Source organism: Microvirga ossetica, from assembly GCF_002741015.1.
Taxonomy (GTDB): domain Bacteria; phylum Pseudomonadota; class Alphaproteobacteria; order Rhizobiales; family Beijerinckiaceae; genus Microvirga; species Microvirga ossetica.
Genome location: NZ_CP016618.1, coordinates 649,325 through 671,152, shown reverse-complemented (window position 1 = coordinate 671,152; position 21,828 = coordinate 649,325). Strand labels below are relative to the sequence as shown.

Sequence of the window (21,828 nt, the reverse complement as noted above, 5' to 3'; positions counted from 1 at the left end):
TTGTGGACAGGTTCTCCTTGGCGGTGCGGCATACGGCAAACTAAGCCGAGCTTACCTTGCTTGTGGGCGTGCAGGAAATCAGCACGAAGCCAATCAGCTTGGACATGAGACGACGACGGACTTGCCACTCCTCATGTCGGCAGCGCTTTGCTGCGAACCTATGTGCCACGGTAGCGTTGTCGAGGCAGGCACTTGCGCGACGCGGTGGGGGCGTTCGAAACACGGAGCAGATCGCCGGCATCTTGAGGGATCGGCGCGGGCTCAACGATCGCGAAATCGTCAAGCTTGTCGCGACCGTTCTGGCAAGGGTCGCTGCTCCTGCTGAGGGACTTGCGATGACGGCTCCGCTTTTCATGTTCGCGACCGGGATCGAGAACAGCTATCCCACCATCAATAACGGCCGCACACGTGTCGACGAAATGGAGAAGTGCTGCCATTACAAACACTGGCGCACCGACTTCGATCTGCTGGACGATCTCAACATCCGCTGCCTGCGCTACGGTCCCCCGATCCACCGAACCTGGCTCGGCGAGGGCCGATATGACTGGAGTTTCGCCGATGAAACGTTCGGGGAAATTCGCACGCGAAACATCATACCCATCGTCGATCTCTGCCATTTCGGCGTACCGGACTGGGTCGGCAACTTCCAGAACCCTGATTTCCCCGAGCTGTTCGCAGGATACGCGCGGGCCTTCGCAGAGCGGTTCCCGTGGGTGCAGCTCTACACGCCGGTCAACGAGATGTTCATCTGCGCGACCTTCTCGGCCGCCTACGGCTGGTGGAACGAACAGCTCTCGAGCGATCAGGCGTTCGTCACGGCGCTGAAGCACATCGTTAAGGCAAATGTTCTCGCGATGGCTGAGATCCTTGTGGTTCGCCCCGACGCGATCTTCATTCAGAGCGAGTCTTCCGAGCACTTTCATCCCGAATGCCCAGCGGCGATCAGGGTTGCCGAGTTCCTCAACGCACGGCGCTTTCTATCGCTCGACCTCAACTACGGTCGCCGCGTTGATTCGGACATGCTCTTCTACCTTCTCGATAATGGCATGTCTCGTGACGAGTATTACTTCTTCATGGACAGAAACCTGAAGCGGCACTGCATCATGGGCAACGACTATTATGTGACGAATGAGCACCTCGTGGCTGCCGATGGAGGCACCTCGGCCTCCGGCGAGGTGTTCGGTTATGACGAGATCACGCAGCAGTATTACGACCGCTATCGGCTTCCGGTCATGCACACCGAGACCAATTTGATCGAAGGCCCACTCGGGAATGAGGCCGTCAAGTGGCTCTGGAAGGAATGGGCCAACGTCCTGCGGGTCCGAAACCTTGGCGTCCCGATCGTCGGCTTCACCTGGTACTCCCTGACCGATCAAGTTGATTGGGATGTCGGTCTTCGCGAGGAGCAGGGTACCGTCAATCCGCTCGGCCTCTACGATCTCGACCGCAACATCAGAGCGGTGGGGCGGGCCTACAAGCAGATGATCAAGGATTGGTGTGAAATCCTGCCGGCGCAGAGCATCTGCCTCCGCGTACCGGTCGTTCCGCCACACGCGTACCACGAGCCGATGGCCCAACAACAGCGCGAAAGTGCTCGCAGAATTGGCGACACGACATCCGCCGAGCCCTCGGTCGCAGCTTGATCTGGAACCACTCAATCGGACCACCGCGTGGGTCGGCTAATTGCCAGCGCAGCAGTTCCTGGACCCCCATGGGTCCAGCCCACAGACCGTGAGAGCATACTGATACAACTCGGCTAGCCTAACCGCCGCATTGCGGCGCTCCTCCACCGCGTAGTAGTACGCCTCCTCAACCTCAACTATTGGGAGCAGCACGTCTCTCCAGGCGCTTAAGTGCGCCAGTCTGATTTGCAGGCCCGTGGCTCTCATAGCGAAGCTCTTATCGCTCGCTGGCCCCTTGATGGGCTTTCCACGACCAGAGAAAGCGTGACCCGCCAGACTATCTCGCCGGCCATGCTCTCGACATCGGCGGTAAAGTCGCGCCGTTCCCCACCGGCATTTCATCCCATATGATGTCGCAGAGGGCTTTTTTGGCCTCTTCCTTGGCCGCCTCAAAGCCCTCTCGTTTCACACTTGAAGGTCCGGCGGGAAGTCCTCACCATCATGAAGGTCGAAGAAAAAGCGAGGCACGGCCGCAGCGGCGTTTGAGGACAATGGCCTTTAACGCCGGGGGGCTTGCTTCCTGTTTCAGAAATGGCTTCTGCGAAGTTATGACTTCGCCTATGTAATTTCGCTGCTCAGATAGATGATTGGCACGTCTACTGCGTTAGCCCAGTGCAGGGCCTGTTCGCGCGCCTTCTCCAGCGTGGCATATGTTTGATTGTTTTGCATCTGGTCGTTCGGCTCAATGCCTCTTCCAGTCACAGTGTATTGCTTTCCGATGGCTGGTTCGTGAATGACCTCGATGAGAATACATCTCTCCGCATCTGCGGGTTTTTGGCCCTCAGCCAATTGCTTGAAGTCAGGCATGTATCCCTCCTCTGCATCTCGACAGCCAGATTATCGCGCTCTCACGTGGATCAGCGCCTACAGCGCTGCATCTGTTCCGTAAAAGTTTCTCGCGAAATTGAGCCGACATCCACGGGAGCATAAGGATCTGTGGGGCATCCCTGTTGCCCACGGTGCCGCACCTTTCTTAAGTGTCACCCGATCAGGCGGAATGGGCAGCTATCTGAACCAGAGTGTCACCCACTGCCCCATCAATTCTTATGCTCCCCGGATTAGCATCAGTTCGCCCAGGAGTTGGCTCCCATCTCGCAGTTACGCCTGCGCTCTGACTGCGCCTGGGTCGTCACAATCAGAGCCTCGGGAGCCGCGCCAGCAATCTCGCCAATGATCTTGGTCTTGATCGCCTCGGCGAACTGATGGCGCTCTCTCACCGAGAGCATGAATGCGCCAAGGCCTCCGATGACACAGTCACGGTAGTAGTCATCAAGGTTCTCGGAATCCCAGGAGTCTGTCGGTCGTTTGAGGATAAGGGGAAGACCGTTTATGACGACGCCCTGAGCCAATGCTTCTTCTCGCGCCTGAGTGATTGATCGGCCGAGATTGTTGACGCCATCACCCGAGATGTCGATCACCCGCCGCACCGCCTCAACATTGCTCTCGCTAAGAAGCTTCATGCTGACGTCGATCGCCCATGAAATGGAGGTACGGGGGACGGCGTCTGATGGGAGCCTGCGCGAGCCGGTAGCAAAGCTGAGAGCGCCCTCGGAGCCTCTGATCTGAGTCCATGGGACCGTAACGTACTGAATCGTGGGACCTGCCCATTCCAGATAGACCACGGCAATGCGCCCCAGCATGCTGCTGCCGATGGCGTTGTGGACCAGAGGTGACCGGAACGCAACTTGTTGCATGGATGAGCGAGTTTGTAACCGCGGCTGGATCGCGTAACGGCCTGATTGGCTTCCGAGCAAAGATCTCCACCATGCCCTTCAAGGCCAATGCCGCCCGCCGACATCGCATCCCCAAGCAGCGGCACCGGGTGACGAACTGGGCCGAGTACGACGCCAGCCTGCGTCAGCGCGGAGGCCTGACCGTCTGGTTTTCTCCGGAAGCCATTGCCGCCTGGCGGGCTGAGCCGCGGACCTGCTACCTGCTGGTCGACAGTACAGGCCTGCGTCTGTGCGGACCCGGCGAGTGGCTGATCGAGAAGCACTGCACCCGGAGACGCCGATCCTGGCGCAAGCTACACATTGGGGTCGATGCTCACACTGGGCAGATCCTCGCCTCAGAGCTGACCATGAGCGACATCGATGATGGCTCCCAGGTTGAGCCTTTACTCGACCAGCTCCCAGGTCCACTCGCCTCGTTCATCGGCGATGGCGCCTATGATCAAGCCGGTATCTCCGGCACCATCACTAAGCGCCATCCTGAGGCTGAGGTCATCGTTCCGCCACGTTCAACGGCGGTACTGAGCCACATGGCAGAGAGCACTCCGAGCCAGCGTGATCGACATCTCCAAAGCATTGCTGAGAATGGACGTGCGGACTGGCAGAAGTGGTCCGGGTACACTCGCCGGGCTCTGGTGGAGGCCGCCATCAGTGGCTTCAAACGAGTGATCGGTGACGCGCTGCGCTCGCGGACTGACCGGCGCCGTGCAACCGAGGTCGCCGTCGCCATTGCTGGCCTAAACCGCATGCTTGAGCTTGGGCGCCCGAAGCCCGTCCGCATCGCTTAAACAAACGCACAGAGTGGGCTTCGTATGTTCACCAACCGATCCATGCAACACGGTCGCTCCCAGCACCTATCACCTTCCTGTAGCTTTGGCTCTTCAAATCAGACAGCTTGGCAGGGACCGGCAAATCACGATCCCAAGCGACAGAGAATGCGCAAGTGAGCCCATACAAGGTCTACGGCGCCTGAGGACCTGAACTCAGGCCGGGAGGCAAGTGTTGCCTCAGGAAGAAGTGTCGTAGGTGCCTCCATGGGTATATTTTGGACGACTGTCATCGGTCTGGTTGCCGGCGTGATCGCTCGCTTTGTTGTTCCAGGAAGAAAGGGGCCGTTCGGGTTCATCCTCACCGCACTTCTCGGAATTATGGGCGCCTTTGGCGCTTCATACTTCGTGCAAGAAGCAGGATGGTTTAGTGCCGATGGAGCAGCGGGGCTGGTGAGCGCAACGTTCGGGGCAGTGCTCGCGCTCTTCATCTGGGCTACGCTGTTCAGAAGCCGTCGTCCGACTTCATCGATTTAGCACGCCAACGTTGGGGCGGGGTTCAAGAACTGCGTCATCAAGGCTAAAACACGGTGCGCCAGCACGGGGAATGAACCTTGCGGAAACCTTCCACCCGTTAGAGAGCAATGGGAACCGAACTGTCGATGAGTTCTCACCCGGCAAGCACGTCAACCCGCTCGGCCAGCGGTAGCGGCGGATTACGGGCACATTTCGCCTGCTGCTAGCGCATCATGTGGACCAGCTCGATCTCACCACGATGGCCTATGTGAGCCAGCAATGCAAAGCGCCGGTCTATCAGGACCGGCGCTCCTGGTTCAGACTTATGCTGCATCATCCGCCAGAGCATCGGCTGTATCGTTGGCCTGCAACGCATCCATCAGCAGACCAGCGTTCTGACGAATCCTTGCCTCGATCTCAGACGCGATCCCGGTGTCTTCCTTTAGGAAGGCCTTGGCGTTCTCGCGGCTGGCCGAGGCGCTGGCTCGAAAGGAAGGCCCCCATAAGGGCGAGCCGCTCTCCCCGAGCAGAGTTGATCGGTCCAAGCCCATGACGACCCGCCAGAATGCCCGCCTGTTGGGAGCATGGATCCGATCAATTGGGCTGGACTCACTGGCCTACGGCACACATTCCCAGTGCCGGACAAAGGCGTCCATGATCGATTGCCGAACCGGCAATCTCCGCGCCGTTCAGCTCCTGCTCGGCCACACCAAGTTCGAGAACACCGTGCGATATCCCGGCATTGACGTCGACGATGCACTCGTCATCGCGGAGCAAGTCGAAACCTGAGTGCGGAGGCGGCTTGCCGATGAGCCGCCTCTCAGACTCTCCTGACTGTGACGGAGCGAGGCCCAGATCTGAGGCTCAAGCAGCCCTAAGACATACGACTGGCGCGTGCCACTACCCGATCTTCCGCATAGGGAGCACGGGGCCATTGGGCCCCGAACCCGCGAAAGCAATTTCAACGCCGGCGGAGACACCTAAGGAATGAGCCACAGGATAGAGAGGAGGATCGAGAGCCCGGCCGTCACCCACCCAATCCTAAGCCAGTACCTGAAGTCCCATTCCCTCAAGAAGGGCACATCACCGTTGTCGGGAGCCAGCGGGGTCTTCAGCGCGTCCTGGAACTGCCTCCATGCGTGCCACGCGATTGCCGTGGCAACAACCGACAGCCCCCCAAAGGCAACAGCAAGGTACCAGAGCCGATCATCGAGAGCGCTGAATGTCACGCGAAACTCCGTGGCAGCAAAGCGAGTCTTCAACCTAGCAGATCGGGCTTGGGGGCGGGCTTGCCAGTTTCCGGTCGCGGCATTGGAAGAGGCCATATGGCGGATCGGTCCCGACGGTCCATCTGCGGCGCGAGCCTTGTGCAGAGGCCATCCGTTTCGCACCTGCTTGGGTGCGACCCTCGCGCTGCGGCGCATCACTCATTTTCGTTGGGGATGTTCAGCACGTGGCCGCAGGCCTTGCAGTGGACGGCGTCAAGCTCGTGGCGTTGCAGCCCGCATTGCGGGCACGGGAAGAGCACCTTGCCGCCGGGGCGGAACACAGCCTGCGCCAGGCGGAGGAACAGGGTGATGCCGACGAGCATCATGAGGATCGAGAGCAACTCACCGCTGGTGCTGCCCATCAGCGTGACATCCCCAAAGCCCGTGGTGGAGAGCGTCGCCATCGTGAAGTAGAGCGCATCAATATAGTCTTCGATCTTCGGATTGATCTCACGCTGGCTGACGTAGACCAGCGCGGAGATCATGAACACGAAGACAGCGAGGTTCAGGGCAGCGTGGATCACCTCCTCGTTTTGGCGCACGGCTGCAAAGCGCCGCTTGAGCTGGCCGAGCACGTTGTAGGACCGCAGGAGCCGGACCGTCCGGAGAATCCGCAGAAAGCCGAGGTTGACCCCAAGCGCCGAGACGAACAGGGAGGCGATCACCACAAGATCGACCAGCGCAGCGCCATTGTCGAGGTAGGCCATGGGGTGGCGGTGAGCGAGCATCCGGCCCAGAAACTCGAGGGCGAGAAGGACCCCGAGCAGCAGATCCACCACCCGCAGCCACGTCGCGTCGGCGACAAAGGTGGTGGCCACAAAGTAAGCGATCGCGGCCAGGTCAATGGCAAGGAGACCCGCTTGGAAGGTAATTGCTACCGGACGGTGGCCATAGAACAGGCGCCGCAGTTGCACACGGAGCCGCCCCAGCCTGCTCGACCGCGCCTGCATTGGCGCTAACGCTTGGCTGAGCGTGCTGCGGACGCAGAGCGCCTAGCATGAGTTGCCGTGAAGATTGTTACCAGCTTGGCCATGTCCTCCTCGTCGGCGGTGGCGGCTGTTCCCTGAACTGAGAAATCATAGAAGCGCCGACGGTCAAAGGGAATGGCGGTGTAACGGTTCCACGAAGGCCTTGTTTGCGGGCTACGGCACCGCCGCCCGCTTGAAGCCGATCCGCTCGCGCAGCTGCAACCCCCATCGGCGCAGGTCGCTCCCGGCCTGAGAGGCTGGTGAGCAATTTTATTGCTCGGTTCAAATGCTTGATTCAGAATAGATTTCTTGAAGATCGGTGAGGTGGATGCGGGTTGTTTGACGGTGGAGGAACCCCGCCATGGATGTCTGTTCCTACGCCAGCGACCTCAATGATGCCGAATGGGCGCTGCTCGCGCCTCTGGTCCCGCGCAGCCATCCGGCCGGACGGCGACAGACCTATCCGTTACGGCACATCGTCGATGCGATCTTCTATCTGCTGCGCACCGGAGCCCAGTGGCGGCTGCTGCCGCACGAGTATCCACCGCGCGGTGCCGTCTTCTACCACTATGCCCAGTGGCGCGAGGATGGCACCTGGGAGCACGTGACCCAGGTCCTGCGCGAGAGCTACCGCCGCACGATCGGCCGGGCGCCGCAGCCCACGGCGGCGATCATCGACAGCCAATCGGTCAAGACCACTGAGATGGGCGGACCGCGCGGCTATGATGGTGGCAAAAAGATCAAGGGCCGCAAGCGCCATCTGCTCGTTGATACGCAAGGCACGCTGCTGAAGAACAAGGTGCACCCGGCTGACATCCATGATCGCGCAGGGGCCGAACTCTTGTTGGAGGGTCTGCAGCATCTCTTCCCGGCCATCGAGCAGATGTGGGCCGACACGGCTTATCGCGGATTGAAGGATTGGCTGCGCAGAGCGCTGGGCTGGAGGCTGTCGATCCCGCAACACTGGTGGAGCGGAGGCGTCTGGATGCGGGTTGGCGCCGAGCCGCCGACGCGGCCGAGTGGCTTCCAGGTACTCGCGCGAAGGTGGGTGATCGAGCGGACAATCGCCTGGTTGACCACCAACCGGCGGCTGGCGAAGGACTACGAACGTCTGGGCGAAACCGGCGAGATGCTGCTCTACCTCGCGATGAGCCGCATCCTGCTGCGCCGCCTCACGCGCAAAGACGAAAGATAATTGCTCACCAGCCTCTGAGTGCGCGTCAGGATCACGGTTGCGCCCTCATAGAGCAGGCCTCGCAGGTGAGCGTCGCCGCGCCGCGAGATGTGGCCGTCATAGTCGACCTCGCACTCGAACCGCTACGGTTGGACAACGCCGGACGGGGATGCTGGTTTCCGATCCGCCCGCGCGGTTGAAAGCAGCCCGGCCTGTTACATCTGATGAGCGATGACACAGTGCATCGCGATCGAACGTTCCCATCCCGCCGACAACCCGTCCCTCTCCGACGCGATCCAGATCCACCTCGGGCGCGAACTGCGCGCCCTCTACGGCGATCCTGCCGCGGAGAAGATGCCCCGGAGCCTGGCCCAGCTTCTCACTCGCGTGGCCCAGGTCATCCGGGCTCAGACGGAGCCGGTGGACCAGGCCTTCGTCGACGAGCTCATGGCTGGGCTGAAGTCGCTGCGGGTCTACGCGATCTCGCTTACCCGGGACATCCACCAGGCCAGGATCTCGTCCAGGAGACAGTGCTGAAGGCCATCAGCCGGCAGGAGACGTTCGAAGCGGGCACGAACCTCCAGGCCTGGCTCTTCACCATCCTGCGCAACCTGTTCTTCTCCGCCCGCCGCACGACGCAACGCGAGGTCGAGGATGCGGACGCACCCCACGCAGCAAGGATGATCACGATCCCGGATCAGGAGGACAGGCTGGCGGTCCAGGATCTCCACACCGCCCTCGCAAGGCTGCCCCGCGAGCAGCGCGAGGCGCTTTGTTGCATGGATGAGCGAGTTGGTAACCGCGGCTGGGTAGCGTAGAGGCCTATTCGGCTTCTGACCAAGGATCTCGACCGTGCCATTCAAAGCCAATGCCGCTCGCCGTCACCGCATTCCGAAGCAGCGGCACCGGGTGACGAACTGGGCCGAGTACGACGCGGCCCTGCGCCGGAGGGGAAGTCTCACGGTCTGGTTCACCGAGGAAGCCATTGCAGCTTGGCGCGCTGAGCCCCGCACAACACGCGGTGGTCAGCCGCTACTCGGCTCTGGCGATCAGGACAGCCCTGACACTCCGGGCGGTGTTCCGGCTGGCGCTCCGGCAGACCGAGGGCTTGATCGGCTCGATCCTGAGGCTCCTATAGGCCTTGATCTCGCTGTGCCAGATCACTCGACCGTGAGACGGCGGGCCGAAACCCTGGAGGTGCCAAGGCCGTATGCGAGCTCCGGAGGGCCTGTTCACCTGCTGGTCGACAGCACAGGCCTGCGTCTGTGCGGACCCGGCGAGTGGCTGATCGAGAAGCACGGCACCACAAGACGCCGGTCCTGGCACAAGCTGCATATCGGCGTCGATGCCGAGACCGGACAGATTCTCGCATCAGAGCTGACGACCAACGATGTCGATGATGGCTCGCAGGTCGGCGCGTTGCTCAACCAGATCACAGACCCACTCGCTTCCTTCATCGGTGATGGAGCCTATGATCAGACTTGCATCTACGACACCATCGCCAAGCGCGAACCTGATGCGGAAGTGATCATTCCACCACGATCGACTGCCGTGCCGAGCGATACGGCAGAGAGCGCTCCGACTCAGCGCGATCGGCATCTCCAAAGCATGGCCGAGCATGGGCGCATGGGCTGGCAAAGGAGATCCCGGTACACTCGTCGAGCCTTGGTGGAGGCCGCCTTCAGCCGCTTCAAACGAGTGATCGGCGACGGGCTGCGCTCGCGGACGGATCGGCGTCGTGCGACGGAGATTGCCATCGCCGTTCATGCCCTGAACCAGATGCTCGCGTTTGGGCGCCCGAAGACCGTCCGGATTGCCTGAATTTCGGCTACGGGTGCATTCAATGCGCGCACAGTCCGATCCGCGCAACAAAGCCCTACCTGGTGCCTCGTATAAGGACTTGGACCGGATGGGTTTCGATAGAAAACCTGTCGCCCGTTCCATCTGAAGAGGACTCCAGCCAGTAAAAGGTAATGGTGAGTGGGCATGACCTGGAACTCGCTCTCGAGGCGAGAGAGACGGGTTGCATCATCGGCCTTTTCTTATCCTCGACGTGTTGAACCTGCATGGAGGCGATGCCTAAGGAGCAACGAGTCGTTTACTCCCTGCTGCTACATAGAACCCAGCCTGTGTAGCGTATCAGGCTGAGGCAACAGGAAGCCCCGCCCGGCTCTACCCCGGGCGGGGCTTCTGCGTCTTGTCACCCTCGGGATTGCTTCAATGAGAGCATTTATCTCTTTCCTCGCCTGCCTTGTCCCCCTCGTGGTTTTCGCGGCCGAGGAAGAACGCCATCCTACAGACGGCCTTCCGCATCCTTGCCCAGCGCCGCCTTCTTTCGCGGGCGGAACTGTCCTGTTCAACTCTGATCCTGGAGGAAGCTACCAAGACGATGGCAACGGTCACTGTTCGGGAGAAGCATGGCGGCAAGTGCGGTGGTGCTCTGGAAACCGCTCCCCGTCGCTTCACCATAGAAATCGACCTAAAGACTGGGACGGCCCGATGGGACAATAACGACGAGATGGAAATGAATCCCATTCCTCAATGAGTAGAGCTTCCTAGGACCGGGATCAAAAGGTTTGAAAGACCGAAGCGCCTAAACGGGGTCAGAACAAGATCTGATGGTACAGGGTAGACGCCCCCAACGACCTCGCTGTGCCAGAGTGGAGGTGTTGATTGCACGCAAGGGAGGCGTCCGATTCCTGCGCAGCTCAAAGGCCAAGCGATCCAGCGTATCCGGTGAGTTCCAGGTAGCCCCGTCCGCCGGGTGTCGAGACCAGCCCCTCCCAATAGCTGGGCATTCCCGTGGCGCGCCCGTCCAGTTCTTGCGCATCGAAAAGGGGCGTGAGGCGGATGCGGCGCGTGCCTTCGGGGAGGCGGATCTCGAAATCGGCCTCGACAGGGTAAGCCGCGCCGGTTTGAGGCGAGTGCCAGCGCCGTCGGGGCACGAAGCGCACGTCCTCAGGCGCGAGCAGCAGCTGCGTTCCGTCAGCTCGGCGGAGCGTGCCGCCGGCATGAACGGCCTGCCCGTCGCGGCCCCGGACCTGGAAGGCCATCAATGCAGCGCCGTCGTCGAAGTTGATGCCGGTCCAGTCCCAGCCGACGGCGTCGGGCGGGAGATAACTCGACGACCACTCGCGGTCGAGCCAGGCGCGGCCCGTCATCGCCGCCCGTTTCCCGTCGCGGACCACGCTGCCGACGACCGCCAGCTGCGGCATCGAATAGTAATAGCTCGCCTGCTCGGGGCGCGGGCCCTTGCGGCTATAGCCCCTGTCGCCGTTGAGCATCACGGGCTGGGTCGGGGTAAACGAGAGGTCGAGCGCAAAATCCCGCGCGCGCGCCGTGACGTGGAAGACGCCCTCGGCGCGCCGGTCGAACCGCCAATCGAGCAACGCGATCCGAGCATCGCCCTCGTATGCCTCCGCGATCCCGAGGCCCTGCCGCGCAATGCGCTGATCATGGATCAGCCTGCCCCTGGCGGGGTCGGACAGCGCCGCGTGCGCGAAGATGATCTGGCGCGGCGCGAAGGCGCTCGGGTTGGCGGGATCGATCCCGGGGCGCGAGCGGAAGAAGGTGATCTGGAACCCGATCGGCCGGCCATCGGGGGCATCAAGCCAGCCGGTGAAATACCACCATTCGGTGCGATAGTCCGGATGTGCGCCATGATCGCGCGGGAAGCGGAATTCTGCGCCCGGCGTAACGACGGGATAGGCGGGCTGCGGGCTCGCCACAGGCACGGCCCAGCCGGCGGCGAGCAGGAGCATCGTGAGCGCGAGCCGCGTCTTCATCACCAGTCCTCGCTTACAGCACGAACTGCGTCGCGCGACGCCGCCTGGCGCCCGGCGATCATCGCGGTGGCAGCCGCGGTGCCAATCAGCGCGGTCGCAACGCCGACGATCAGTCCCCAGGGGATGCGTGTCGTCATCGTCCAGTTGAACGATTGCGGGTTGATCACATGGATCAGGATCTGGCTGAGCGCGATCCCGACGGCGCTGCCCGCCGCCATGCCGACCACCCCGAGGAGTGCGCCCTCAATGGCGAGCATCGTGACAATCTGGCCCCGGCCCATCCCGACATGGCGCATCATCCCGAATTCCTTGATGCGTGCGACCGTCTGCGCCGAGAAGGAGGCGGCGACCCCGGCCAGGCCGATCAGGATCGCGATCGCCTCGAGTGCATAGGTGATCGCGAAGCTCCGGTCGAACAACCGGAGCGCGCGTCCGCGCAGGGCGGCGGGTTCGGCGAAATCCACGCGCCGGGTCATATCGGGCGGCAGCCGCGCCAGGATCGCCGCGCGCGCTGCCGCAACCGAGGCGCCCGGCACGAGCTCGACAGCGGCCTCGCTGCGGACGGCATCGCCGGTGATCGCCGTGTAATCGCGCGTGTCGATCACGATGGCGCCCTGCTGCCGGGCATAGTCACGCCAGATCCCCGCCACATGGCCCATCACCTTGGCGCCGCCCGCGCCGATGGGCAGTGCGAAAGCGTCACCAGGCTGCGCGCCGTAAAGTCGCGCCGCGGGCTCGGACAGCCAGAGCGCGACGCCGTCCCCCGACCGTGGCGCCCGCTGGATCAACGGTAGCGCGTAGCCAGGCCCCGCAACTGGGCGAACGATGAGCAGCGCGGGGGGAAGCTCCGGATCGAGTGTGACGGCCAGGCCCTTGCTGAAGGCGATTCCCGCGACCCCCGGCGTTGCGGCGAGGCGGCGCTGCGTTTCGGCGTCGAACATTGGCTCGTTCGACGCCGCGGCGACATAGAGATCGGCGCTGAGGAAGCTCTCCAGCCAGTCGTCAACTGAGCCCCGGAAGCTGGTGACCATCACCGCCATCGCGATCATCAGCCCGGTGCTTGCGACGATACCACCGAGGGCGATCGAGGCCTGGCCGGGCGCGCCGAGGAGGCGGTGAAGCGCCATCTCGAAGGCGGGGACGCGCAGCTTCGCGTGTCCCAGCGGCCGCAGCAGCAGGCGCGCAAGCCAGGGCATTGCAGCAACCCCGCCGGCAAGCACAAGCCCGACCGCAAGATAGCCGAAGACCGGAAGCCGGTTCACCGCCGGGAGAAAGGCGCACACGAACCCGGCCCCGATCAGTGTCACGGCCGGGACGATGCTGGGTGGCTTGCGTGGGTCGACCTGATCGCCCGCATCCTTGAGCGCCAGCGCGGGCGCGATCCGTGCGGCGCGCCGGGCGGGCGCGTAGCTTCCAGCCAGTGCCGTCGCGATGCCAAAGCCGAAGAAGAGCACCGCCGCTTCGGGCGCGAACGCGAGCGTCGTCGTCGCGCCGTCGAAATAGCCCGCGCCGAGATCGCCGCCGAGCAGGCGCAGAGCAACCCCAGCGATCGCATAGCCTCCCGCCAGGCCAATCAGCGCGCCCACACCACCCAGTGCCGCGCCCTCGGCGAGGAGCTGGCCGGTGAGCGCGCGTTCCTGCAGGCCGAGCGTGCGGAGCAGCGCGAACTGGCGCAGCCGCCGCGTCACCGCGAGTGATTGCGCAGAATAGACGAGGAATCCGCCGGTCAGCAGCGCGACCAGTGCGAGCATGTCGAGGTTGACACGATAGGCGCGCGAGAGCGCGTCGCCGCGGCGGCTCTCGGTCTCGCCATCGCTGAGCTGCGTATTGGCGGGCAGGACGGACGCGAGCTGCGCCTTGGCGTCGGCCAAGACGGTCCCGGGCTCGAGCTTCAGGTCGACCCGATCGAGCGTGCCGAGCCGTCCAAAGCGCCATTGCGCCGACGCGATATCGATGACCGCTATGCCCTGCCCTGGCGCCACCCCCGGCAGGTCCCCCGCAACGACGAAGTCGTGCGTCCGGCCATTCGCACGCACTTCGACCCGGTCGCCGAAGCCGAAGCCCGTCTGGGTCATGGCATCGCGCGATAGGTAGAGCGCGTCCTGATCGAGCACGGCGGCGAGGTCTATCGACCGTGGTCCGGCGCCCGTGCGCGCGATCTGAGGTCTGATGACCAGGCTGGGCGAAACCGTCAGCGTGCGAAACATGTCGAGCCCCAGAAGCGGGATCGGGTGCGCCCGCTCCCCGACCGTCGCGCGCATCTGCACGACGGGGCTCGCGTCCGCGATCACGCCGAGCCCCATCAGTGTGGGATAGAGCCCCTCGTCAAAGCCAAGCGCGCTCGCACCGCGTACCTGCAGATCGGCACCTCCGGCGGCGCTGCGCACCGCCTGCCCGAAGGATTCGGCGGCCGACCGATTGATGACATGGACCGCAAAGGCGAGCGCGAGGCCAATTGCGATGGCGAGTCCGGCCAGCACAAAGCGCATCGGAAAGGCGCGCAGTTCACCGACCATCAGCCAGCGCCAGGCGATCGCGCGCGTTTCAGCCATCGGCGGGCACCAGGCCATGCGGCGTGAGCATGAGCTGCCGGTCGGCCGTCGCCGCGGCCAGCGGCGAATGCGTGACGAGCAACATCGCCGCGCCGCGCTCCCTCACCGTCCGGCCGAGCAGCGCGATGATGTGTGCCGCGGTGTCGGGGTCGAGATTGCCTGTCGGCTCGTCGGCGAGGATCAGCCCGGGTGCATGCACCAGCGCTCTCGCGATCGCAACACGCTGCAGCTCGCCGCCTGAGAGCTCGCGGGGATAGCTGGACAGTCGGTCGCCTAGCCCGACGGCATCGAGCATCTCGCCGGCGCGCACCAGCGCCACGGTGCGGGGTTGTTTCTGAAGGATGAGTGGAAAGGCGACGTTCCGCACGAGATCGAGGTGCGGCAGGATGTGGAAGGCTTGGAACACGAAGCCGATCGCATCGCGACGAAGCGCGGTCCGCCCAACCTCGTCCAGCCGCACCAGATCGGTTCCGGCCACCATGACCTCCCCCGAATCCGCGGTGTCGAGCCCCGCGATGATATTGAGCAAGGTCGACTTTCCCGCGCCCGATTCACCCCGGATCGCAACATGCTCGCCTGCTTCGAGCGTCAGCGCGAGTCCGCCGAACAGCCGCCGCCCGCCGGGGAGCACCTTGGCGAGCGAGGTCAGTCGGAGAACGGGCTCACGCATCGTAACCAGAATAGGTCTTTGGCTCGAAGCAATAAAGCGGGCATCGTCAATTTAACGGGTTCGGTGTGCCTTATACGAGCTTTTGGCTTGGTGCAGATCGTGCATGTTCAATGACTTAGAGCTGAGGGTTCGAACTCAAACAGCCGATAGTCGCTTAAGTTGACGATGCCTTCACGGCACCGCCGGAGGTGCCGCTGAGAGCCTGAAGACGAAACCGCTGGCCATAGTCCTCCAGCAGGCGGTGAATGACCCCTGCTCCGAACGCCGCATGACTGCCTCCACCTTGGCAGGCGATTGCGACCAGGGGAGGCGGCGGTTCATTGGTCCGAGCTGCCATGGTATCGTCCAGGCTGAGTTCAGCGCCTGAGCCTAGCACGGCAAAAGTGTCCGTGGGCTGGCTGTTCGGAGGCTTCCATGGCACAGCCCACATATCGTCGGATCGTTCTCGCCGCTCGCCCGGAAGGCGAGCCGACGCCGGACCATTTCCGTCTCGAAACCGCACCCGTTCCGGAGCCCGGCCCCGGCCAGGTCCTGATCCGGGTCCTCTGGCTCTCGCTGGACCCCTACATGCGTGGCCGGATGAGCGCCGCCAAGTCTTACGCCAAACCGGTCGAGATCGGCGAAGTGATGGAGGGCGGCACCGTCGGGGAAGTTGTGGCCTCGAACCATCCTGACTATGCACCTGGAGACTTCGTGCTGAGCCATTCGGGGTGGCAGGAGTACGCCATCGCAGATGGCGACAGCGTTCGCAAACTTGATCCTAACCTGGCGCCTCTGTCGACGGCTCTTGGCGTGCTCGGCATGCCGGGCATGACAGCCTACACGGGGCTGCTGAACATCGGGCAGCCCAAGCCGGGCGAAACCGTCGTGGTTGCGGCTGCCGCCGGCCCGGTCGGTTCGGCTGTTGGCCAAATCGCCAAGATCAAGGGCTGCCACGTGGTTGGCATTGCCGGAGGTGCGGAGAAGTGCGCCTACCTCCTGAACGAGCTCGCATTCGATGCCGCCATCGATCATCGGGCCCCCGATATGCCCGAGAGGCTTGCTGACGCCTGCCCTAAGGGGATCGATGTCTATTTCGAGAACGTGGGCGGTGAGGTCTGGAATGCCGTGTTCCCGCTGCTCAACGACTTTGCACGCATTCCGGTGTGTGGGCTTGTTGCCCACTACAACGACACCACCCTTCCCCCTGGTCCTGATCGGACGCCGCTGCTGATGCGGACGATCCTGAGCAAACGCCTGACATTACGCGGATTCATCGTGCGGGATTTCGCATCCCAGGCCGATGAGTTCCGGCGCGAGGTCGGCTCCTGGCTCCGGGCAGGACAGATCAAGTATCGCGAGGATGTGGTCGAGGGACTGGAGAACGCCCCTGAGGCATTCGTTGGCATGCTAAAAGGGCGAAACTTCGGCAAAATGCTCGTGCAGGTGGGTCGGGACTGAGCCGACGAGCAGTCTGCGCCCAACCTGCACCCGGTGCGGTGTCAGCTGGGACTGTAATGCCGAGAAGAAGCCCCCGGAAGCAACGGATGCTCCCAGGGGCCCCGGTGTGGAGGTGAGCTGAGACCGGTAGGCTGCCCCGACTGCTAGAGGCTGAGCCGATGCTCGTTCGCGTGTGCCAGTCCGGCCGGCTGCCAGTCTCAGTCCTCGTCTACTCCACCCGTTCCGATGAGGATCTCGCGCTTGCCGGCGTGGTTCGCCGGCCCGACGATGCCCTCCTTTTCCATTCGTTCCATGATCGAGGCGGCCCGGTTGTACCCGATCTGCAGCCGCCGCTGGATGTAAGAGGTTGACGCCTTCTTGTGCCGCAGCACGATGGAGACCGCCTGATCGAACAGCTCGCCCGATCCCAACCCCATCTCGCTCTCGTCGAAGATTGGCGTCTCCTCCGGCTCCTGCTCTTCCTCGTCCTCAGCCGTAACGGCCTCGAGATAAACGGGCTTGGCTTGCCGTTTCAGATGCGCCACCACTCGTTCGACTTCGGTGTCCGAAACGAAGGGGCCATGCACGCGAGCGATGCGCCCGCCGCCGGCCATGTAGAGCATGTCGCCCTGGCCCAAGAGCTGCTCGGCGCCCATCTCGCCCAGGATCGTGCGGCTGTCGATCTTCGAGGTGACCTGGAACGAGATCCTTGTCGGGAAGTTCGCCTTGATCGTGCCGGTGATCACGTCCACGGAAGGCCGCTGCGTGGCCAGGATGACATGGATGCCGGCGGCGCGGGCCATCTGGGCCAGGCGCTGGATCGCGCCCTCGATCTCCTTGCCGGCCACCATCATCAGGTCGGCCATCTCGTCGACGATCACCACGATGTACGGCAGCGACGTGAGGTCCATGACCTCTTCCGTGTACGTCAGCTCGCCGGTCTCCTTATCGAAGCTCGTCTGAACCGTTCGCGTGATGACTTCCCCCTTCTCGCGCGCCTCGGAGACCCGGGCATTGAACCCGTCGATGTTGCGGACTCCAAGCTTCGCCATCTTCTTATAGCGATCTTCCATCTCGCGCACCGCCCATCGCAAGGCAATGATCGCCTTCTTCGGGTCGGTGACCACGGGCGTGAGCAGATGCGGGATGCCGTCATAGACGGAGAGCTCGAGCATCTTGGGATCGACCATGATCAGCCGGCACTGCTCAGGCGTGAAGCGATACAGCAAGGACAGGATCATGGTGTTGATCGCCACCGACTTGCCCGACCCGGTGGTGCCGGCGACCAGGAGGTGCGGCATGCGGGCGAGATCGCCGATCACCGGCTCGCCGCCGATCGTCTTGCCCAGGCACAAGGGCATTTTTTGTGTCGAGCCTGTGAATGCCTCTGACTCCAGGATCTCGCGCAGGTAAACGGTCTCGCGGGTCTCGTTCGGCAGCTCGACGCCGATGGCATTGCGGCCCGGGATGACCGCGACACGGGCGGAAACCGCGCTCATGGAGCGGGCGATATCCTCGGTCAGTGCGATCACCCGCGAGGACTTGATGCCGGGAGCAGGTTCGAACTCGTAAAGCGTGACCACCGGACCCGGATGGACGTGGATTATCTCGCCCCTGACGCCGAAGTCACGGATGACCTTCTCCAGCCGGCCTGCTGCCTCTTCGAGAATGTCCTCGGTCAGGATCTCACCTTCCCGCTCGGGGGCCTCAGCCAGATAGTCGACAAGAGGGAACTCATAAGCATGGATGACCTCCCGATGTGCCACAGGCCTGGGAAGCACAATGATTTCTGCCGAGGGAAGACGAGCCTCGGATTCCGCATCAGGTGCGACACCCAGTTCATTCGGTGTCTCCGGATGGGCCTCATCGTCTATTTCGGTCGTGTCCGTCTCGATGATGCGGCTCAGATCCAAGTTACTCGAGTTTAAGAGGGCCTCCGTGTCCGTAAACGAGGCCTCAATTGAATTGTCTATGCAAGACGGCAGCCCCATGTCCTCGTTCTGGTCATCCTCAGGTGCCGGGACACTAACGATCAGATCAGGAGTTTGGGCGCCCTCAGTCGCAATGACGGCCCTCGGACTAACCTCTTCAGCATTGACTGGCGCAGGTGCGCTCAGGACTTCACCGAAAGTGGACGTAGGTTTGGAATCAGGCTTGGCGACCAAGCGAGGCTCATCTGCATAGAGGGCCAGATATCCCAGGTCGAGATCAGCCTCCTCGATGTCGACCCCTGGAGCTGGAGCAGTCTCTGCCTCGGTCGAGAGATCGTTCGGCTCGAAGAACTCCGCATCTTCAATGTCTTCAGTGCGACCGGCCGCCTCCACTGCAGGACCCGAGCCGGTATCATCGTCGGCCATGGCATTCGGCATGATCGGCGCGAAGGTGTCGCCCAACATGAACGGCCGGACGAAGACAGTACTTGCCGGCCACGCAAATGTTGCAGTTACCGGCGCAACCCAAGAGGCGTTCTGAAAAAGCTGAGGCCCTCCTTCAGAGATCATGGCGTCCTCGCGCGGGGATGCTGTCACGTCTGTCTCGACCGGTTGAAGAGCCTCTGGTGGAGGCGCCGTTTCGACAGCCTCTGCACCCGTTGTGGTCCCTGTTTCGGGAACCAGGCTCGGCTCGGTGCTTTCCTCTGGCTCACCTCCGAACTCCGCCTCGATCTGGGCAAGCTGGCTGTGCACAACAGGAGCAGATTGGGGCTGCGGCGTCGACAGAAGCTGCTCAACCGAGGGTGATGCTGGACGTTTTGAGGAAACGGAAGGGCGGCGCTCGGAAATCGATCTGGTGCGGTTCAAATGAGTTTCTTTCGGTTCTGGTTTTTGTTGTGATTTTCGGCCCGGATGATTGGGCGTGCGGGTCAAAACGAGGTTCGTGTCGACCACGAACGCCTTCCACCAACCCGGTTCCGGCAGGCCGGCGGCCGCCCAGGGCGTGGTCCAGGAGAGATTGGTGGCGCCATGATCCTGATGATCAGGCGCAAGAGGGCGGCGCGGCGGACAAAACGGAGGTTTCGAGGTCGGTCGCATGGTCTCTGGGCACCTGGATGCCGCGTGTTAGACGCGGTTAAGGATCCCCAATGGTTTAGGCGCGACAGGTAAAGGGAGGGTTAGAGGCGAGACGTGGATGGGGGTGGGTGCGTGCTATGGGCGGATAAACGCGAAGCGAAATTTCGGCGTATCCGCATCTGGTTTCGAGCATCATGGGGGCAGCGCAAGATGTGTTCCTGATCGAGCGCCGGCACTATCCGTTCGAAGAGCATCATCGGGTAGGCCTCCAACCGCAGAATATGAGGGGCTCCAGCCCAAAAGGAAATCTGTCCCGAAAGGTGGGCTCATGGGACGGAGCTTAGCGCATTGCCGAGACCGGCTTCCCTTCCTGGAGCCGCGTCATCTCCTCCATGGAACAGGCCGCCTATTTGATAGCGATGGAATAGGTCCTGATGCCGGTCGGGCAGCAATGCGGGTCGTTAGGCTTCGGAACAGTCGTGGTGACGGTGATGGTGCCGGGTGCAAACTTCACGTCCCGGGGATCCTGGCCAAAAACGGGATCAGCGCAAGATCTGATGGGGTAGACGCCCCCCCAGCGGCCTTGATGTGCCAGAGTGGAGGTGTTGATTGCACCACTCAAGGGAGGCGTCCATGGGAGAAGTTAGCACGATTGGTCTGGATCTGGCGAAAAGCGTGTTCCAGGCTCACGGAGCCGATGCATCGGGAGCGGTTCTGTTCCGCAAGAAGCTGCGGCGGCACCAGGTCCTCGCGTTCTTCTCGTCCCAGCCACCCTGCACGGTGGCGATGGAGGCCTGCGCCAGCTCGCACCACTGGGCGCGCGAGATCAGCCGGCTCGGGCATGCCGTCCGGCTGATCCCACCCGCTTACGTGAAGCCTTTCGTCAAGCGGCAGAAGAATGATGCGGCGGATGCCGAGGCGATCTGCGAGGCCGCCCAGCGTCCGACCATGCGTTTCGTGGCGCCCAAGAGTGACGGGGCTCAAGCCTCAGCCCTCGTGTTCCGCGCCCGCGATCTCTTGGTCAAGCAGCGCACCCAGATCATCAATGCCCTACGGGGGCACTTGGCCGAGTTCGGGATCGTGGTCGCCAAAGGACCAGCTCACGTTTCGAAACTCGCGCAGGCTGTCGAGAACTCGGACGAACCGGTCCCGGAGCTCGCCCGACCGATCCTCCAGATGCTGATCGAGACGCTCCATCGGCTGGACGAGCAGATCGCCCGGTTGGATCGTGAGGTCGCCCAGCGGGCCAAGGAGGATGAGACGGCGCGGCGGCTGATGACGATCCCGGGTGTCGGCCCGGTCACCGCCGTGGCTCTGGCGGCGCTGGCCCCTCCGGCTGAGACATTCAAACGCGGCCGGGACTTTGCCGCCTGGGTCGGGCTCACACCGCTGCAGCATTCGACTGGTGGCAAGCAGAAGCTGGGGGCGACCTCGAAGATGGGCGAACGCACGCTGCGCCGCCTGCTCATCATCGGGGCCAACAGCGTCTTGCTTGGAGCCGCCCGCAACGGAGTTCCCGCTGGGTCGTGGCTCTCGCGCATGCTGGCGCGCAAGCCACCGATGCTGGTGCGTGTGGCGCTCGCCAACAAGATGGCCCGGATTGTATGGGCTCTGCTGGCAAGAGGTGAGGTGTATCGGGCTCCGGCTGTGGGTGCGTGAGCATTCGCAGGTGTGAGGCTGTTGGGGCGTAGGAAGGTCGAAGGAGAGGAATGGCGCAACGGTCAACGAGACGGGATCAGACAAACCAGCTTAGGCACAAGCGCTTCGAGCGCGTAGATCTGATTGGGGCCTGATCCGCGTACTCCCATTCGGGCCCGCGGCATGTGAGCCGCATCAAAGGCCGCACACATGTCCGCATCCGACCCGCGCGCTGCACCAAACCCGAAGATTCTTCTTGCGTTACCAGGGGCGTCTACACATGTTCCCATTGACACGCTAAGGCAGAACGGGTTGGCAACGTTCTTGCCGAAAGAGATCCGATGCTTTCTGTTCCGGCAGATGAAAGCTCACGATCATCTGCTAACACATGGCTGTTTCTGCGCTAATGCGATGCGCCTGGATTAGCAGGGTAAGTCTTCCTGACGATACATTCAGAGGTGGTGTCTTTCTCATCACTACGCACCACCCCTGTACGCTTCGCAACGCCCTTGCACCAAGCCGAAAAAAGATTTGAGAAGTGATAGCAATCAGCTTGGATGGACACGTTCTTGCTACGAACGTTTTGCCGTACAATCAGGTACACATCTTGCGATGCCCCTACGTTGCCTTCATGAATGTTGAGTATAAGGC

At 62.6% G+C, this 21,828-nt stretch carries 18 protein-coding genes and 2 pseudogenes; 11 read left to right on the top strand and 9 right to left on the bottom strand.

The features are described 5' to 3' along the window. Positions 1 to 335 precede the first annotated feature (335 nt). Positions 336 to 1,643 carry a family 1 glycosylhydrolase gene (locus BB934_RS37700; RefSeq protein ID WP_099514885.1) on the top strand — a complete coding sequence of 436 codons (1,308 nt, stop codon included), beginning with the start codon at positions 336 to 338 and terminating at the stop codon, positions 1,641 to 1,643. A gap of 597 nt (positions 1,644 to 2,240) precedes the next feature. Here the strand turns inward: BB934_RS37700 and BB934_RS37690 are convergent. Further along, positions 2,241 to 2,489 carry a hypothetical protein gene (locus BB934_RS37690; RefSeq protein WP_099514816.1) on the bottom strand — a complete coding sequence of 83 codons (249 nt, stop codon included), beginning with the start codon at positions 2,487 to 2,489 and terminating at the stop codon, positions 2,241 to 2,243. 257 nt (positions 2,490 to 2,746) lie between these two features. Continuing rightward, complete coding sequence (locus BB934_RS37685; RefSeq protein WP_099514815.1) at positions 2,747 to 3,376, bottom strand: DUF1194 domain-containing protein; 630 nt, start codon at positions 3,374 to 3,376, stop codon at positions 2,747 to 2,749. A gap of 71 nt (positions 3,377 to 3,447) precedes the next feature. Here BB934_RS37685 and BB934_RS37680 point away from each other — a divergent pair, with 71 nt between their 5' ends. From BB934_RS37680 to BB934_RS50725, 3 genes are all read left to right on the top strand, one after another. After that, positions 3,448 to 4,200 carry an IS5 family transposase gene (locus BB934_RS37680; RefSeq protein ID WP_099514884.1) on the top strand — a complete coding sequence of 251 codons (753 nt, stop codon included), beginning with the start codon at positions 3,448 to 3,450 and terminating at the stop codon, positions 4,198 to 4,200. 246 nt (positions 4,201 to 4,446) lie between these two features. After that, complete coding sequence (locus tag BB934_RS37675; protein ID WP_099514814.1) at positions 4,447 to 4,716, top strand: GlsB/YeaQ/YmgE family stress response membrane protein; 270 nt, start codon at positions 4,447 to 4,449, stop codon at positions 4,714 to 4,716. 633 nt (positions 4,717 to 5,349) lie between these two features. After that, positions 5,350 to 5,484 (top strand): site-specific integrase, encoded by a 135-nt coding sequence (locus tag BB934_RS50725; RefSeq protein WP_335645657.1) that lies wholly within the window; start codon positions 5,350 to 5,352, stop codon positions 5,482 to 5,484. Positions 5,485 to 5,675: 191 nt separating this feature from the next. Here BB934_RS50725 and BB934_RS47920 read toward each other — a convergent pair whose 3' ends face one another. Together BB934_RS47920 and BB934_RS37655 are read right to left on the bottom strand one after the other, a co-directional pair. After that, complete coding sequence (locus tag BB934_RS47920) at positions 5,676 to 5,924, bottom strand: hypothetical protein (RefSeq protein WP_157934566.1); 249 nt, start codon at positions 5,922 to 5,924, stop codon at positions 5,676 to 5,678. Between the two features lie 194 nt (positions 5,925 to 6,118). After that, positions 6,119 to 6,877 carry a potassium channel family protein gene (locus BB934_RS37655; RefSeq protein ID WP_237050571.1) on the bottom strand — a complete coding sequence of 253 codons (759 nt, stop codon included), beginning with the start codon at positions 6,875 to 6,877 and terminating at the stop codon, positions 6,119 to 6,121. A gap of 415 nt (positions 6,878 to 7,292) precedes the next feature. Here BB934_RS37655 and BB934_RS37650 point away from each other — a divergent pair, with 415 nt between their 5' ends. Then, entirely contained in the window at positions 7,293 to 8,126 is an 834-nt protein-coding gene (locus BB934_RS37650; protein WP_099514811.1) for an IS5 family transposase, read from the top strand. Between the two features lie 14 nt (positions 8,127 to 8,140). On the opposite strand, the pseudogene BB934_RS51265 reads toward BB934_RS37650, so the two are convergent. Beyond that, positions 8,141 to 8,236: pseudogene (locus BB934_RS51265) on the bottom strand (transposase); the annotation flags it as partial. Positions 8,237 to 8,336: 100 nt separating this feature from the next. Here BB934_RS51265 and BB934_RS47910 point away from each other — a divergent pair. The 4 genes and pseudogenes from BB934_RS47910 to BB934_RS47900 all read left to right on the top strand — a co-directional run bounded on the left by BB934_RS47910 (position 8,337) and on the right by BB934_RS47900 (position 10,650). Continuing rightward, a complete protein-coding gene (locus BB934_RS47910; RefSeq protein WP_157934565.1) occupies positions 8,337 to 8,642 on the top strand; it encodes a hypothetical protein in 306 nt (101 codons plus the stop codon). Then, on the top strand, positions 8,636 to 8,923 hold the full coding sequence (locus tag BB934_RS47905) for a hypothetical protein (protein ID WP_157934564.1): 288 nt from the start codon (positions 8,636 to 8,638) through the stop codon (positions 8,921 to 8,923). The genes BB934_RS47910 and BB934_RS47905 overlap by 7 nt, the downstream gene beginning before the upstream one ends. A 34-nt stretch (positions 8,924 to 8,957) precedes the next feature. Further along, positions 8,958 to 9,926 (top strand): annotated as a pseudogene (locus tag BB934_RS37640) (IS5 family transposase). 568 nt (positions 9,927 to 10,494) lie between these two features. Continuing rightward, a complete protein-coding gene (locus tag BB934_RS47900; RefSeq protein ID WP_157934563.1) occupies positions 10,495 to 10,650 on the top strand; it encodes a hypothetical protein in 156 nt (51 codons plus the stop codon). Positions 10,651 to 10,813: 163 nt separating this feature from the next. Here BB934_RS47900 and BB934_RS37630 read toward each other — a convergent pair whose 3' ends face one another. The 3 genes from BB934_RS37630 to BB934_RS37620 are packed head-to-tail and all read right to left on the bottom strand — an operon-like array spanning position 10,814 to position 15,112. Further along, entirely contained in the window at positions 10,814 to 11,890 is a 1,077-nt protein-coding gene (locus BB934_RS37630; RefSeq protein ID WP_099514808.1) for a lipocalin-like domain-containing protein, read from the bottom strand. Beyond that, on the bottom strand, positions 11,890 to 14,442 hold the full coding sequence (locus BB934_RS37625; protein WP_099514883.1) for an FtsX-like permease family protein: 2,553 nt from the start codon (positions 14,440 to 14,442) through the stop codon (positions 11,890 to 11,892). Before BB934_RS37625 ends, BB934_RS37630 begins: the two co-directional genes overlap by 1 nt. Next, positions 14,435 to 15,112, bottom strand: coding sequence for an ABC transporter ATP-binding protein (locus BB934_RS37620; RefSeq protein ID WP_099514807.1), 678 nt, complete (start codon positions 15,110 to 15,112; stop codon positions 14,435 to 14,437). Before BB934_RS37620 ends, BB934_RS37625 begins: the two co-directional genes overlap by 8 nt. A gap of 414 nt (positions 15,113 to 15,526) precedes the next feature. On the opposite strand from BB934_RS37620, the gene BB934_RS37610 reads away from it, so the two are divergent. Next, on the top strand, positions 15,527 to 16,552 hold the full coding sequence (locus BB934_RS37610) for an NADP-dependent oxidoreductase (RefSeq protein WP_099514806.1): 1,026 nt from the start codon (positions 15,527 to 15,529) through the stop codon (positions 16,550 to 16,552). 197 nt (positions 16,553 to 16,749) lie between these two features. Here the strand turns inward: BB934_RS37610 and BB934_RS37605 are convergent, their stop codons facing one another. After that, the gene (locus BB934_RS37605) at positions 16,750 to 18,927 is read right to left on the bottom strand and encodes a DNA translocase FtsK (protein WP_237050570.1); all 2,178 of its coding nucleotides are present in this window, start codon (positions 18,925 to 18,927) and stop codon (positions 16,750 to 16,752) included. Positions 18,928 to 20,172: 1,245 nt separating this feature from the next. Between BB934_RS37605 and BB934_RS37600 the strand changes: the two genes are divergently transcribed. After that, positions 20,173 to 21,198, top strand: coding sequence for an IS110 family RNA-guided transposase (locus BB934_RS37600; RefSeq protein WP_099514522.1), 1,026 nt, complete (start codon positions 20,173 to 20,175; stop codon positions 21,196 to 21,198). Positions 21,199 to 21,828: the final 630 nt, after the last annotated feature.